Source organism: Nocardia sp. CA-151230, from assembly GCF_050942175.1.
Taxonomy (GTDB): Bacteria; Actinomycetota; Actinomycetes; order Mycobacteriales; family Mycobacteriaceae; genus Nocardia.
In genome coordinates, this window is record NZ_CP192061.1 from 1,228,771 (window position 1) to 1,242,215 (window position 13,445).

Below are 13,445 nucleotides of genomic sequence, written 5' to 3' on the forward strand. Positions count from 1 at the left end.
TGTCGCCGCCTAATATTCGACTACATGTCAGCTCACCGCAATGCCGTCATGGCACGGTGCACCCTGTGATCGCGCGCCGTGCACGTCTGGGTCTGATCATCTCCATCGCAATGCTGGCCGGTTGCTCGAGCGGTGGCGCGGTCACCGTGCCGCGCCCTTCCGCGCCCCCGGCCGCCGCGCCCGGTGTGGCGGTGGCGCCGGACCTGTTACCCGGTATGCCGCCGCCACTCTCGCCCGACGATGTCTACGCGGCCACCCGCGAACTCAGTCCCGCCGTGGCCGACCAGCCCACCCGCGTCTACGTCCCCAACAGCGAATCCGACACCATCACGGTCATCGACCCGGACACCTTCCAGGTCATCGACACCTTTCCGGCCGGCGGCCGTGAACCCCAGCACGTCGTCCCCTCCTACGACATGCAGATGCTCTACGCCAACAACGACCTCCCCATCGGCAGCGGCAGCCTGCTGCCCATCGACCCCCGCACCGGCGAGGCGGGCGACCCCATCCCGGTCCGCGATCCGTACAACATGTACTTCACCCCCGACGGCAAGTACGCCCTCGTCGTCGCCGAGGCCGACCGCTCCCTGGACTTCTACGACCCGCACAGCTGGGAGAAGCTGCACGACATCGCGGTCCCCGACTGCCCGGGCGTCAACCACATGGACTTCACCGCCGACGGCCGCACCGCCCTGGTCAGCTGCGAATTCAGCGGGCGCCTGGCCGTGGTCGACATCGCGGGCCTGCGCCTGCTGCGCATGATCGACCTGCCCGACGGCCGCTCCGGCATGCCGCAGGACGTCAAGCTCGCGCCCGACGGCCGCACCTTCTACGTGGCCGACATGATGGCCAACGGCATCTACGTCTTCGACGCCAAGACCTTCGACAACACCGGCTTCATCGCAACCGGCGCGGGCACCCACGGTCTCTACGTCACCCGCGACTCCAAGCAGATGCTCATCACCAATCGCAAGGAAGGCAGCATCTCGGTGCTGGACTTCGCGACCGGACAGCTGGCGAGCAAGTGGCGGATCCCCGGCGGCGGCAGTCCGGATATGGGAAATCTCTCCGCCGACGGCCGCGTCTTCTGGGTCTCCGGCCGCAACAACAGCGAGGTCTATGCCATCGACATCGTCGAGTGGAAACTGCTCGCGCGCATCCCCGTCGGCCGCGGCGCGCACGGTCTCACCATCTGGCCCCAGCCGGGCAGGTACTCGACCGGCCACACCGGCGTCATGCGTTGAGCCCCTCGGCTTTCCGGGGCCGCGCACGGGCCGGAATCCCGCCGGCCCGCGGTGTGTGGACCCGGCCAAAACCGGGCCGGGATGACTGGGGGAATCTGCTATTGAACAGCGTTCGAGTCGCGCCGGTGCCGCGCCCGAATCGAGCCCTCTACCTGCGACTTTCTACTGGCGGGTAGTCAATAACCGTACTCGCGAGTAGCCCCGTCTGGATTACGAAGGGGGTCTGGTACTGGTTACACTCCCCGTCATGACGAGTGTCCAGCAGCAGCCTTCGCCGGGGTCGGCGGGCGCCCCTGATATCCACACCACCGCCGGCAAGCTGGCTGACCTGCGCAATCGGCTGGAAGAGGCCAAGCACCCGATGGGTGAGGCCGCGGTCGACAAGGTCCACGCCAAGGGCAAGATGACCGCGCGTGAGCGCATCCTCGCCCTGCTGGACGAAGGCTCGTTCGTCGAACTGGACGCCCTGGCCCGCCACCGCAGCGTGAACTTCGGCCTGGAGAACCAGCGTCCGCTGGGCGACGGCGTGGTGACCGGCTACGGCACCATCGACGGCCGCGACGTCTGCATCTTCTCCCAGGACGTCACCGTCTTCGGTGGTTCCCTCGGTGAGGTCTACGGCGAGAAGATCGTCAAGGTCATGGACCTGGCGCTCAAGACCGGCCGCCCGCTGATCGGCATCAACGAGGGCGCCGGCGCGCGCATCCAGGAAGGCGTTGTCTCCCTGGGCCTCTACGGTGAGATCTTCCACCGCAACATCCAGGCCTCGGGTGTCATCCCGCAGATCTCGCTGATCATGGGTCCGGCCGCCGGTGGTCACGTCTACTCGCCCGCGCTGACCGACTTCGTGGTCATGGTCGACCAGACCTCGCAGATGTTCGTCACCGGTCCCGACGTCATCAAGACCGTCACCGGTGAAGAGGTCACCATGGAGGAGCTGGGCGGCGCCCACACCCACATGGTGAAGTCCGGTGTGGCGCACTACGTCGCCTCCGGCGAGCAGGACGCCCTGGACTACGTCCGCGATCTGCTGAGCTACCTGCCCAGCAACAACCGCGCCGAGGCCCCGCGTTTCCCGGCCACCGCCGCCGCGGGCGCCATCGAGGAGAACCTCACCGAGGCCGACCTCGAGCTGGACACCATCGTCCCGGACTCGCCGAACCAGCCCTACGACATGCACGAGGTCATCAAGCGCCTGGTGGACGACGAGGAGTTCCTCGAGGTCCAGGCCGAGCGCGCGATGAACGTCATCGTCGGCTTCGCCCGGATCGACGGCCGCAGTGTCGGTTTCGTGGCCAACCAGCCCTCCCAGTTCGCGGGCTGCCTCGACATCGACGCCTCGGAGAAGGCCGCGCGCTTCGTGCGCACCTGCGACGCCTTCAACGTCCCGATCATCACCCTGGTCGACGTGCCCGGCTTCCTGCCCGGCACCGGTCAGGAGTACAACGGCATCATCCGGCGCGGTGCCAAGCTGCTCTACGCCTACGGTGAGGCAACTGTGGGCAAGATCACAATCATCACCCGCAAGGCCTACGGCGGCGCCTACGACGTCATGGGTTCCAAGCACATGGGCGCCGACGTGAACCTGGCGTGGCCGACCGCGCAGATCGCCGTCATGGGCGCCTCGGGCGCCGTCGGTTTCGTCTACCGCAAGCAGCTGCAGACCGCGGCCGCCGAGGGCAACGACGTCGACGCGCTGCGCCTGGAGCTGCAGAACGAGTACGAGGACACCCTGGTGAACCCGTACGTGGCGGCCGAGCGCGGCTACGTCGACGCGGTCATCCCGCCCTCGCACACCCGCGGCCAGATCGTGTCGGCCCTGCGGCTGCTGGAACGCAAGATGGTGTCCCTGCCGCCGAAGAAGCACGGCAACATTCCGCTCTGATAGTGCGATATGCGCGGTGTGGGGCGCACACTGTCGAATGGGACAAAGGTCTCGTACCGCGCACGATCGCCTCATCCGAGCGAAGATGTTCAGGAATGGCCCTCGCTGGCGAGGGTTGTATCGAATACCGTTTGCGGCCCGGACAAACACGGGCCGCGAGCGCGCCGCACACCCTGCGGCGAACGGACAGGAGGACTGGCGCTGTGACGACCATGGCCGATGACGAAGTACTGCGCGCCGCCGAACTGGATCTGGCAACCGTCGATGAACTGGCGGACGCCGTCGACACGGCCGTCACCGAGGTCGCACCGTCGAGCACCGACCCGGTCATCCGGGTCCTGAAGGGCAACCCGACCGACCTCGAGCTCGCCGCCCTGGTCACCGTGTTCGCCGCCGCGTCCGCGAGCGCCGCGGCCGCACCGGCCGAGACCGGTCCGGCCGACAACTGGGGTGTGCCGACCCTGCTGCACCGTGGCTCTTCGCCCTTCTCGCCCTACGCTTTCCCGGCGCTGTCGCACCGGTGCGACTGACGGCCTGTGACCGTTTTCGTACTAGCGTCTCAATCTCCGGCCCGGCTCGGTGTCCTGCGCAATGCGGGCGTCGAGCCGGTCGTCCGGGTGTCCCATGTGGACGAGGACGCAGTGGCCGCGGCGCTGCCCGCGGATACCGCACCCGATCGTGTCGTCATCGAACTGGCCCGCGCCAAGGCACGTGAGATCGCCGGTCAGCTGGCGGCCGATCCCGCCTTCGCCGATTCCGTTGTGGTGGGCTGCGATTCGATGCTGCTCGTGGACGGCGTACTCCAGGGCAAGCCCATGACCCCCGAGGTCGCCCGCGCGCGCTGGGCCGAGATGGCCGGGCGGAGCGCCGATCTGCTCACCGGGCACTGCGTACTGCGCCTGAGTGCCGGTGAGGTCACCGCCGAGGCCGCCGACTGTAGTTCCACCACGGTGCATTTCGCCAAACCCGAACCCGATGAACTCGACGCGTACATCGCGACGGGGGAGCCGCTGCAGGTGGCCGGATCCTTCACCCTGGACGGCCTGGGCGGCTGGTTCGTGGACAAGATCGACGGTGATCCGTCGAGTGTGATCGGTATCGGCCTGCCGCTCGTGCGCCGGCTACTGGCCGAAGTAGGCGTCGGTATTGCGCAGCTGTGGGTCGGTGGCCGCGCGTAGCTGCGGTTCGGTGGTTGTCCGCAGTTGCGGTGCGAGACGGCCGGTCGAGGGCGCTAGTCGAGGCTCTCCGGACTCGGCCTGATCCTCCTCGCGCCCGGCCTCGCCGGGACGCCCCTGCAGTAGTTCCAGACGTGCCACACACAGTTCGGGTTCCACGAACGGGTGTAGGCGTACGGTCACGCTCTCGCGACCTCCGTTGCGATCCAGTGCTTCTCGCATGAGCCCCAGGTGCACGCCGCACACCACCTCGGAATGGGTGCGGGCCAGTTCACGTAGCGGGCAGGCGGTCATGCGGATCAGGGCCGACTCGTCGGTCTCGCCGGCCTGGTCGCGTTCGGGGGCGAAGCCGAGTTCCGACATCAGCGTGACGGTGAGGTCCTTGGCGTCTTCCAGCGATTCGACGGGCTGGTCCGCCGCTTCCAGTTTCGAGCCCCAGGCGCGTCCGGCCGCGATGGCGGCGTCGGAACGGCGGCGCGGATCGCTGCCCAGCTGATCGGCCAGCACCTGCGCCAATTCCTGATAACCCACCGATCGCTGTACAGCGGTATAGCCGATGCGCGGGCGACCGCGGCCGCGCGGCGGCTGCTGAAATTGGCGGACCAGCGATTCCCGGGTTAGGACGTCCAAATGAAAACGCACTGTTGTCACATGTTGTCCGGTGACGCGCGCCAGTTCCTGGGCGTCGAGAGGCTCGCTGGCGCCACGTAGGATCGCAAGCAGTCGCCGTCGCGGCCAAGAATCGGACATAGCTCACCCCTCCTCTCGAGAGACTTTATCGGATGAAGCTGCGCTTAATTCGCTCAATCATCCGATTCGTGATCTGAAACGAGTTACGCAACCGCCACATGCCTACGATCGGTGTCGAGATTCGAACCGCCAATATCTAACCCACCACGCGTGAAGGACCACAACGTGCCCGTCGCTCCGGATCCGCATCATTCGTTCGGCTCCTACGCACATCCTCACCGACTAGTAACCACAGAGTGGCTGTCGGCAAACATCGGCACGCCGGGACTCAAGATCATCGAGTCCAACGAAGACATATTGCTATACGACATCGGGCATGTGCCCGGCGCCATCAAGATCGACTGGCGTACCGAGCTGATCGATCCCAGCACCCGCGATGTCGTCAACGGCGTCGCCTTCGCCAACCTGATGCGGGTCAAGGGCATCGAACGCGACGACACCGTGGTCATCTACGGCGACAAATCCAATGGCACCGCGGCCGCCACCCTGTGGGTGTTCTCCCTCTTCGGACATGAGGACGTGCGCCTGCTGGACGGCGGCCGCGACGCCTGGATCTCCGAGGCCCGCGACACCACCTTCGAGGTGCCCGCGGCCGGGCTGGGCGACTATCCGGTGGCCGATCGTGACGACAAGTCCGCCCGCGCGTTCCGTCAGGACGTGCTCGCGCACTTCGGCGGCCCGCTCATCGATGCGCGCGGGTTCGGCGAGTACACCGGGGAGCTGGTCGTTCTCGATCGCCCCGAGGAACAGGCGCTGCGCGCGGGTCACATTCCCACCGCGGTCAATATTCCGTGGACCTCCTCGGTCGGCGCGGACGCCCGCTTCCGGCCGCGGGCCGAGCTCGATGTCATCTACGGCGCGGTGGTCACCGGCGTTGCGCCGCTGGTCTACTCGCGGGTCGGTGAACGGTCCGCGCTGACCTGGTTCGTGCTGACGTATCTGCTGGGTGTGCACGGTGTGCGCAACTACGACGGCTCCTGGACCGAGTGGGCCAATGCGGTCGGTGCGCCCATCGTGATCGGCGAAGAACCCGGCGAGGCGCCCGCGGTCGTGGCAAGCTCGTAACGCTCGCGCCCCTCCCGGAGTATGCACAGGCGAAGTGTCCCCGGAGGATCTGGTAGAACAGGTTCTAAAAAAGACCGTTCGAAGAGTCGCATTGCTCACTCTTCGGGCTTACTCTTCGGTAGCCCTATCCTCGGTTCGGTGATTGTTGGCACGATGCCTACACTGCCGACAGACGAAAGTATCCAGAGCACAGGAGGCTCAGTGCCCAACCATGCCAACGCGCAGATCACAAAGGTCCTCGTAGCCAACCGAGGCGAGATCGCCGTGCGCGTGATCCGGGCCGCCAAGGACGCCGGTATCGCCAGTGTGGCCGTATACGCCGAACCGGACGCCGATGCGCCGTTCGTCAAGCTCGCCGACGAGGCCTTCGCCCTGGGCGGCCAGACCTCGGCCGAGTCGTACCTGGTGTTCGACAAGATCCTCGACGCCGCCGCCAAGGCCGGCGCGGACGCCATCCACCCCGGCTACGGCTTCCTCTCCGAGAACGCCGATTTCGCGCAGGCCGTGATCGACGCCGGGCTGATCTGGATCGGCCCCTCGCCGCAGTCGATCCGCGACCTGGGTGACAAGGTCACCGCGCGCCACATTGCCGAGCGTGCCGACGCGCCGATGGCCGCGGGCACCAAGGACCCGGTCAAGAACGCCGACGAGGTCGTGGCGTTCGCCAAGGAGTTCGGCGTTCCGGTGGCCATCAAGGCCGCCTTCGGTGGTGGCGGTCGCGGCATGAAGGTCGCGCACACCATCGAGGAGATCCCCGAGCTGTTCGAGTCCGCCACCCGCGAGGCCATCGCCGCCTTCGGTCGCGGCGAGTGCTTCGTGGAGCAGTACCTGGACAAGGCCCGCCACGTCGAGGCGCAGGTCATCGCCGACAAGCACGGCAATGTCGTGGTCGCCGGCACTCGCGACTGCTCGCTGCAGCGCCGCTTCCAGAAGCTCGTCGAGGAGGCCCCCGCGCCGTTCCTGTCCGACGAGGTGCGCTCCAAGATCCACGAGTCCGCCAAGCGGATCTGCAAGGAGGCCGGTTACTACGGCGCCGGCACCGTGGAGTACCTGGTGCAGGGCGAGACCGTCTCGTTCCTCGAGGTGAACACCCGCCTGCAGGTCGAGCACCCGGTCACCGAGGAGACCGCGGGCATCGACCTGGTGCGCCAGCAGTTCCGCATCGCCGAGGGCCACGAGCTGTCCATCAAGGAGGACCCGACCCCGCGCGGCCACTCCTTCGAGTTCCGCATCAACGGTGAGGACGCCGGCCGCGGCTTCCTGCCCGCCCCCGGCCCGGTCGTCGTGTACAAGGAGCCCGCGGGCCCCGGTGTGCGTGTCGATTCCGGTGTGGTCGAGGGCTCGGTCATCGGCGGCCAGTTCGACTCCATGCTCGCCAAGCTGATCGTCACCGGCGAGAACCGCGAGCAGGCGCTGCAGCGTGCCGCCCGCGCGCTCGACGAGTACCAGATCGAGGGCCTGGCCACGGTCATCCCGTTCCACCGCCACATTGTCGAGAACCCGGCGTTCGTCGGTGACGGCACCCAGTTCGACGTCTACACCAAGTGGATCGAGAACGAGTGGGACAACCACATCGAGCCCTACGCCGGTGCCCAGCCCATCGAGGACGAGGACGAGGCGCCGCGCCAGAAGGTGGTCGTCGAGGTCGGCGGCCGTCGCCTCGAGGTGTCGCTGCCGGGTCAGTTCTCGGTCGGCACGGCCGCTTCCGGCAATGGCGTGGGTGTGGTGCGCAAGAAGCCGAAGCCGCGCAAGCGCGGTGGCGCGGGCGCCGGTGCCGCCTCCGGTGACGCCGTGACCGCCCCGATGCAGGGCACCGTCGTCAAGGTCGCCGTCGAAGAGGGCCAGTCCGTCGAGGCGGGCGACCTGGTGGTGGTGCTCGAGGCCATGAAGATGGAGAACCCGGTCACCGCCCACAAGGCCGGTGTGATCACGGGTCTCTCGGTGGAGGCGGGCGCCGCCATCACCCAGGGCACCGTCCTGGCCGAGATCAAGTAGCGCAACACAATTCGCGTCGAGTAGCGCAACGCAAGTCGCCGAGTGGCCGCTCACCTGCAGGTGGGCGGCCACTCGCGCTAATGTCATGGCATGGCTGAACCACCCGAGATCCGTATTGGCACCGCCGAGCGTGAGGACGCGATGAAGCGGCTGTCCGATCATTTCGCGGCGGGACGGCTCAGCGTCGCGGAGTTCGACGAGCGCAGCGGGGTCGTGGCCGCCGCCCTGACTCGCGGTGACCTCGAGCGGGTGTTCACCGATCTGCCGGAGCCGGTGTCGGAGAAGAGCGTTCCGGCGCAACGGGAGTCGCGGTTCGGTGCGCACTGGCGCGATCGGGTGATGCCGGTCGTCCCGATCATCGCGCTGATCCTGTTCTTCGTGACCCGCCAGTGGTGGATGTTCCTGTTGATCCCGCTGGCGGGCGCGGTGCTGTACGGCGGCCGTAATCCGGGGCAGCGGCGGGAGCACCGGGATCGCCGGCGGCAGCGGCGACTGGATCGGGGATCGGAGGACTGATGGAGCCCATCGAGATCAATGCGGGCAGTTGGTATCTGCGCGCCCTGCGCGCGGACGAGCGCATCGACGACCGGCCCGCCCTGGCCGACGCCGGCATCACCGAGGCCGGCTATGTGGCCCGGCGCAGCGCCGAATGGGCCGAGGAGACCCACTTCTCGTGGGCGGTGTGCATTCCCACCACCGCGGAGATGGTCGCCGAGATCGGTGTGCGGCCCAATGCCGACGGCACCGCGACCGTGACCGGCTGGGCCCGTGCGGGATACGACGCCGCGCTGGCGGACGGCCTCGTGACAGTTCGCCGATTCACCGCAGGCGCCCTCGGCCTGGAACCGGTCGACGCCTGAATCCGAGCCGCCGGACCCGTCCCGCTGTCCGGTCCGGACACGGATCTCCGTCGTGAAAGTCCGCCCCTACCAGCCTTGATGGCGTCCGCACCCGAAAAACCGTTCGTGCTCGGCCCGGTCGTGGGTCACTCTGGAGTCGCATCCGAAACCGACGACCTGGGGAGGCGGTTATGTGGAGCTGGAGTGAACACCAAGCAGATCGGGCAGCGGCGGCATCGTTCATCGCGTGGCGGATCCGTGATCCGGAGCCGACAGTGACCGATTCGGAATTCAGTGAGACCTCGGACGGCGACGGCACGAGCGCCGACGGGCGCACCACCGCGCTCGCCGGCGACGGCCGCACCGGGGGTGGCGGCGATACGACGGGGGACGCCGCCGCTCCGGAGTACGCGGAGATGCCGTGTGCGGGCCGGGTGATGCCGGTCCCGGGCATCCCGGTGGCGGGCCCGGCTACCCCGGTACTCATGGCCGCCGACGCCGAGTCCGACGCGACCGAGCTTGCGCGCGAGGACATTTCCGAGCATGTGCTCACGGGCCTGTTCGAGGCCCTCGCGGGCATGTTGCAGGCGGTGTCCGCGTCGCGGTAGCGCGCCGGGCGAGAAGGGGCGGGTCCGATCCGGACCCGCCCCTTGTCGTTGCCGTGTGGATGCGGGCGGGGGAGTAGCGTGCGGTGCATGGACAGGTCGCCGCTGGATGTTGAGGTGCTGGGCCGGAGTGTTGCCGAGGTGCCCGAGCTGGGTTTCTTCTCGGCCGTCGAGGTGGTCGAGTCGACCGGGTCGACCAATGCGGATCTGGTTGCGCGGGCCGCGGATTCGAGTGCCGATCGGCTGGTGCTGATCGCCGAGTCGCAGGAACACGGCCGCGGCCGCCACGACCGGCGGTGGGTGAGCCCCGCGCGGGCGCAGATCGCCATGTCGCTGCTGGTGCGGGTGCGCGGGATCGATCCCGCCGTGCTGGGCTGGCTGCCGCTGCTCACCGGGGTGGCCGTGGTGGACGCGGTGCGCGCGGTGGCCGTCGTGAAGGCGGTGCTCAAGTGGCCCAATGACGTGCTGGTGGACGGCCGCAAGCTGGCCGGGATCCTGGCCGAGATCGCTGCCGTGGGTGCGGACCCGGCGGTGGTGGTCGGGGTCGGACTGAACGTGTCCCTCACCGAGGCCGAACTGCCTGTCCCGCACGCCACGTCCCTGCTGCTGGCCGGGGTTCCCGAAATCGATCGCACGGTGCTGGTGCAGGCGATGCTGCGCGAGTTCGCCCACCGTTTCATCGCCTGGGAGGCATCGGGATGGGATATCACCGAGCTGTCCGCGGCCTACCGTGACCGGTGCGCCACCCTCGGCGCACAGGTCCGCGCGGAGCTGCCCGGCGGGGAGGTTCTCACCGGAATTGCCACGGGCATCGACGAATACGGCAGGCTGCTGATCGGTGATCGCGCCGTCTCGGCGGGCGATGTCACCCACCTGCGCGCCGAGTACTGACAGAAACGCGTTTCCCGCAACCTGATTCGTGTCTGCTCCCGGACAGGTTCGGCGCGTGGACTATTGGCTGTACTGTCCGCGTGGGCGGCCGCCGTGGTGGTTGCCGCCGGCGGGCCCGGGGAAGCCCGGAAGAGTGAAGCCGGGACCGGGAAGACCGGGACCGGGGATCTCGAGTCCGGGCAGCCGCGGGCCGGCCGGGGCGTCGATGGTCGGCGGTTCGGCGGGGGCCAGCGTGTCGTCCGGCGCTGGTGTGACGGATTCGGCCGCGGGGTCCTCCGGAGGCTCGACCGTATGCTCGGTGGTCGGTGGAATCGCGGCCTGGACAGGAAGTTTCGTGTTCGGTACGGCCGAGGTCCGGGCGCGCTGCTCGGGCTGCGGTTCCGCGGCCCGGCCCGTGAACAAGGCGGCGCCGATCGTGATGGCGATGGCGGCGGCCGCGAAGCCCGCGGCGGCCGGCAGTCGTCGCTGGTTCCAGTGGCGAGCGGGCAGACCCAGATCGGCTTCCTTGGACAGCGCGACCGTGCGCACGTCCACACCGCCGGGGATTCCCGCAGCGGGCGCGGGGCGCGGGAGGGCGGCGGTGGTGCGCGCTTCGGTGCCGGCCGGGTTGGGGATGGCCACGGTCACCTGCGCCTCGGGACCGGGCTCGGCCGGGACGGCGGGCGCGGTGAGGGCGGCCTTGGCGGCGGCCGCGAATTCGCCTGCGGTGGAATACCGTTCGCTGGGCTTCTTGGCCAGGGCGCGTAGGACGACGGCGTCGAGAGCGGCCGGAACGGTCGCGTCGATGGTGGACGGCGGCTTGGGCGCGACGTCGAGGTGGGCCCGCATGAGCTGCGCCGGATTACGCACCCGGAAGGGCCGCTGCCCGGTGAGGCATTCGTAGAGGACGCAGCCCAGGGAGTAGATGTCGGAACTCGGTGAGGCGGCGCCCTCGAAGCGCTCCGGCGCCATGTAGGCGGGGGTGCCGACCAGCATGCCGGTCTGGGTGATGGCGCTCTGGCCGTCCTGCAGGGCGGTGCCGAAGTCGATGAGGTAGGCGACGTCGTCGGGGGCGACGATGATGTTCTGCGGCTTGACGTCCCGGTGGATCAGCCCGGCGGCATGGGCGTCGTCGAGCGCGGAGGCGACCTGGGAGATGAGGTCGACGGCCGCCTCCGCGGCCATCGGACCCTCCCATTCGAGCAGGGCCTCGATATCGAGGCCGTCCACGAATTCCGAATCGATGTAGAGCCGGCCCTCGAGTTCGCCGTAGCTGTGCACGGGCACCACGTGCGGTCCGTGCAGCAGTGCCGCGGCCCGGGCCTCCCGCTCGAAGCGCCGCCGGTATTCGGGATCGGCGGTCAGTACGGGTGCCAGCATTTTGAGCGCGACGGTGCGATCCGCCACGGTGTCGTGCGCACGCCACACTTCCGCCGACCCGCCGCTGCCGAGCAGTTCGTCGAGGCGGTATCGGCCCAGGTAGCCATCCCCCAACGGATTTCCTCTCGTCACACTGGGGGACACCTTAGCGAACCGAATTTATTTCAATCGCACACAACGCTCTTCTGTCGTGAGACCGTCTGCAACTCGGTGAGCAGATTGGTGATCATCGCGATCTTGGCGACCTCGGTCAGCCGCGACTGCGAGGATGGTCTTGCGCGGTACAACCAGTAAGAAGGGCAACTCGTGCCTGCCGACGGTATCGGCAACCGCGCGATTGTGCCCGGCCCGCAGGTCGCCGGGCAGCCTTCCGGTATCCGGCCGCGATAGGGTTTCGGTATGGGTTATCCGGAGGAGGCGTTGGCACCCGAAGAGGTGCTGCTGCTGCACCGCCATCCGCATTGGAAGATGTTGTTCTGGCCCGCTGTGACTTTCATTCTGATCACCGCTTTGGCCGGATTTGCCGCGGGGGTGACGGCGCGCAATACCGGCGGCACCCTCCAGACCGGATTGCTGCTCGGCATTCTGGCGCTGTGGCTGGGGATCGTGGTGTGGCGCAGCGTCGCTCCGCTGATCCGGTGGAAGTCGACGCATTTCATCGTGACCGATCGGCGGGTGCTGATCCGGCAGGGCGTGCTCACCCACACCGGCATCGACATTCCGATGAATCGGATCTCGAATGTGCAGTTCCGCCACGGGTTGTTCGATCGCATGCTGGGTACCGGCACGCTGATCATCGGGTCGTCGTCGGAGGATCCGCTGGAGTACGACGACATTCCGCATGTGCAGCAGGTGCACGCACTGCTCTATCACCAGGTCTTCGATGTGGTGCAGAACAATCCGAACGGTGGCGGCTTCTACGGATCCGCCGGGGCGTACCCGTAGTCTGGTGCCGTGACCGCAGTACTGCTGGCCGAAGACGACGAGGCCATCGCCGCCCCGCTGTCGCGGGCGCTGGGCCGTGAAGGCTATTCGGTGACCGTGGAGAGCTACGGTCCCGCCGTGCTCGAGCGGGCCCTCGAGGGTGGTCACGACCTGCTGATCCTCGACCTCGGCCTGCCCGGTATGGACGGGCTCGAGGTGTGCCGTCAGGTGCGGGCGCGCGGCGCCGAGCTGGCCGTGCTCATGCTCACCGCGCGCACCGACGAGGTGGACTTCGTGGTCGGCCTGGACGCCGGCGCGGACGACTATGTGGGCAAGCCGTTCCGGCTGGCCGAACTGCTGGCCCGCGTGCGGGCGCTGTTGCGCCGCAGCGGAATCGGGGACGAGGCCGTGGAGGTGGGCGGCATCCGGCTGGAGCCGGCCGCGCGGCGGGTGCTGGTGAACGGCATCGAGGTGAACCTGGCGAACAAGGAGTACGAACTGCTGAAGGTGCTCATCGACCGCGCCGGGCAGGTGGTCTCGCGCGAGATGATCCTGCGCGAGGTGTGGGGTGACGCCGATCTGCGCGGCTCCAAGACCCTGGACATGCACATGTCGTGGCTGCGCCGCAAGATCGGCGACGAGGGGCCGGTGGCCGAGCGGCGTATCGTGACCGTCCGCGGCGTAGGCTTCCGGTTCAACACCGACTAGCCGCT

14 protein-coding genes are annotated in these 13,445 nt (G+C 68.2%); 12 read left to right on the forward strand and 2 right to left on the reverse strand.

Going from position 1 to position 13,445, the window contains the following annotated elements; all coding sequences use genetic code 11:
* Nucleotides 1-65: 65 nt before the first annotated feature.
* The 4 genes from ACQP1O_RS05350 to ACQP1O_RS05365 all read left to right on the forward strand — a co-directional run bounded on the left by ACQP1O_RS05350 (nt 66) and on the right by ACQP1O_RS05365 (nt 4,307).
* Nucleotides 66-1,244 carry a beta-propeller fold lactonase family protein gene (locus ACQP1O_RS05350; protein WP_433564768.1) on the forward strand — a complete coding sequence of 393 codons (1,179 nt, stop codon included), beginning with the start codon at nt 66-68 and terminating at the stop codon, nt 1,242-1,244.
* Between the two features lie 247 nt (nt 1,245-1,491).
* A complete protein-coding gene (locus tag ACQP1O_RS05355) occupies nt 1,492-3,129 on the forward strand; it encodes an acyl-CoA carboxylase subunit beta (protein ID WP_354830132.1) in 1,638 nt (545 codons plus the stop codon).
* A 212-nt stretch (nt 3,130-3,341) separates the two neighbouring features.
* Complete coding sequence (locus ACQP1O_RS05360; protein WP_433567587.1) at nt 3,342-3,659, forward strand: acyl-CoA carboxylase subunit epsilon; 318 nt, start codon at nt 3,342-3,344, stop codon at nt 3,657-3,659.
* Nucleotides 3,660-3,665: 6 nt separating this feature from the next.
* Complete coding sequence (locus tag ACQP1O_RS05365) at nt 3,666-4,307, forward strand: Maf family protein (RefSeq protein WP_433564769.1); 642 nt, start codon at nt 3,666-3,668, stop codon at nt 4,305-4,307.
* Here ACQP1O_RS05365 and ACQP1O_RS05370 read toward each other — a convergent pair.
* The gene (locus ACQP1O_RS05370) at nt 4,251-4,934 is read right to left on the reverse strand and encodes a helix-turn-helix transcriptional regulator (RefSeq protein ID WP_433564770.1); all 684 of its coding nucleotides are present in this window, start codon (nt 4,932-4,934) and stop codon (nt 4,251-4,253) included. The genes ACQP1O_RS05365 and ACQP1O_RS05370 overlap by 57 nt on opposite strands.
* 285 nt (nt 4,935-5,219) lie before the next feature.
* Between ACQP1O_RS05370 and ACQP1O_RS05375 the strand changes: the two genes are divergently transcribed.
* From ACQP1O_RS05375 to ACQP1O_RS05400, 6 genes are all read left to right on the forward strand, one after another.
* Nucleotides 5,220-6,119 carry a sulfurtransferase gene (locus tag ACQP1O_RS05375; RefSeq protein ID WP_433564771.1) on the forward strand — a complete coding sequence of 300 codons (900 nt, stop codon included), beginning with the start codon at nt 5,220-5,222 and terminating at the stop codon, nt 6,117-6,119.
* Between the two features lie 201 nt (nt 6,120-6,320).
* Nucleotides 6,321-8,114 carry an acetyl/propionyl/methylcrotonyl-CoA carboxylase subunit alpha gene (locus ACQP1O_RS05380; RefSeq protein WP_433564772.1) on the forward strand — a complete coding sequence of 598 codons (1,794 nt, stop codon included), beginning with the start codon at nt 6,321-6,323 and terminating at the stop codon, nt 8,112-8,114.
* A 90-nt stretch (nt 8,115-8,204) separates the two neighbouring features.
* Nucleotides 8,205-8,630, forward strand: a complete 426-nt coding sequence (locus ACQP1O_RS05385) for a DUF1707 SHOCT-like domain-containing protein (protein WP_433564773.1) — start codon at nt 8,205-8,207, stop codon at nt 8,628-8,630.
* Nucleotides 8,630-8,974 carry a hypothetical protein gene (locus tag ACQP1O_RS05390; RefSeq protein ID WP_433564774.1) on the forward strand — a complete coding sequence of 115 codons (345 nt, stop codon included), beginning with the start codon at nt 8,630-8,632 and terminating at the stop codon, nt 8,972-8,974. The genes ACQP1O_RS05385 and ACQP1O_RS05390 overlap by 1 nt, the downstream gene beginning before the upstream one ends.
* 254 nt (nt 8,975-9,228) lie before the next feature.
* Nucleotides 9,229-9,561, forward strand: a complete 333-nt coding sequence (locus ACQP1O_RS05395; RefSeq protein ID WP_433564775.1) for a hypothetical protein — start codon at nt 9,229-9,231, stop codon at nt 9,559-9,561.
* A gap of 87 nt (nt 9,562-9,648) precedes the next feature.
* Nucleotides 9,649-10,449: a biotin--[acetyl-CoA-carboxylase] ligase gene (locus tag ACQP1O_RS05400; protein WP_433564776.1), complete on the forward strand. Its 801-nt coding sequence runs from the start codon at nt 9,649-9,651 to the stop codon at nt 10,447-10,449.
* Between the two features lie 60 nt (nt 10,450-10,509).
* Here the strand turns inward: ACQP1O_RS05400 and ACQP1O_RS05405 are convergent, their stop codons facing one another.
* Complete coding sequence (locus ACQP1O_RS05405; RefSeq protein WP_433564777.1) at nt 10,510-11,940, reverse strand: serine/threonine-protein kinase; 1,431 nt, start codon at nt 11,938-11,940, stop codon at nt 10,510-10,512.
* Between the two features lie 267 nt (nt 11,941-12,207).
* Between ACQP1O_RS05405 and ACQP1O_RS05410 the strand changes: the two genes are divergently transcribed.
* Together ACQP1O_RS05410 and ACQP1O_RS05415 are read left to right on the forward strand one after the other, a co-directional pair.
* A complete protein-coding gene (locus ACQP1O_RS05410) occupies nt 12,208-12,753 on the forward strand; it encodes a PH domain-containing protein (protein ID WP_433564778.1) in 546 nt (181 codons plus the stop codon).
* A gap of 9 nt (nt 12,754-12,762) precedes the next feature.
* Nucleotides 12,763-13,440, forward strand: coding sequence for a response regulator transcription factor (locus ACQP1O_RS05415; RefSeq protein WP_354830111.1), 678 nt, complete (start codon nt 12,763-12,765; stop codon nt 13,438-13,440).
* Nucleotides 13,441-13,445 lie beyond the last annotated feature (5 nt).

Excerpts from the sequence above, each read along its gene's own strand:
- ACQP1O_RS05400 (WP_433564776.1), top strand. The coding sequence starts at position 9,649 with ATGGACAGGTCGCCGCTGGATGTTGAGGTGCTGGGCCGGAGTGTTGCC.
- ACQP1O_RS05390 (WP_433564774.1), top strand. The coding sequence starts at position 8,630 with ATGGAGCCCATCGAGATCAATGCGGGCAGTTGGTATCTGCGCGCCCTG.
- ACQP1O_RS05355 (WP_354830132.1), top strand. The coding sequence starts at position 1,492 with ATGACGAGTGTCCAGCAGCAGCCTTCGCCGGGGTCGGCGGGCGCCCCT.
- ACQP1O_RS05410 (WP_433564778.1), top strand. The coding sequence starts at position 12,208 with ATGGGTTATCCGGAGGAGGCGTTGGCACCCGAAGAGGTGCTGCTGCTG.
- ACQP1O_RS05385 (WP_433564773.1), top strand. The coding sequence starts at position 8,205 with ATGGCTGAACCACCCGAGATCCGTATTGGCACCGCCGAGCGTGAGGAC.
- ACQP1O_RS05360 (WP_433567587.1), top strand. The coding sequence starts at position 3,342 with ATGGCCGATGACGAAGTACTGCGCGCCGCCGAACTGGATCTGGCAACC.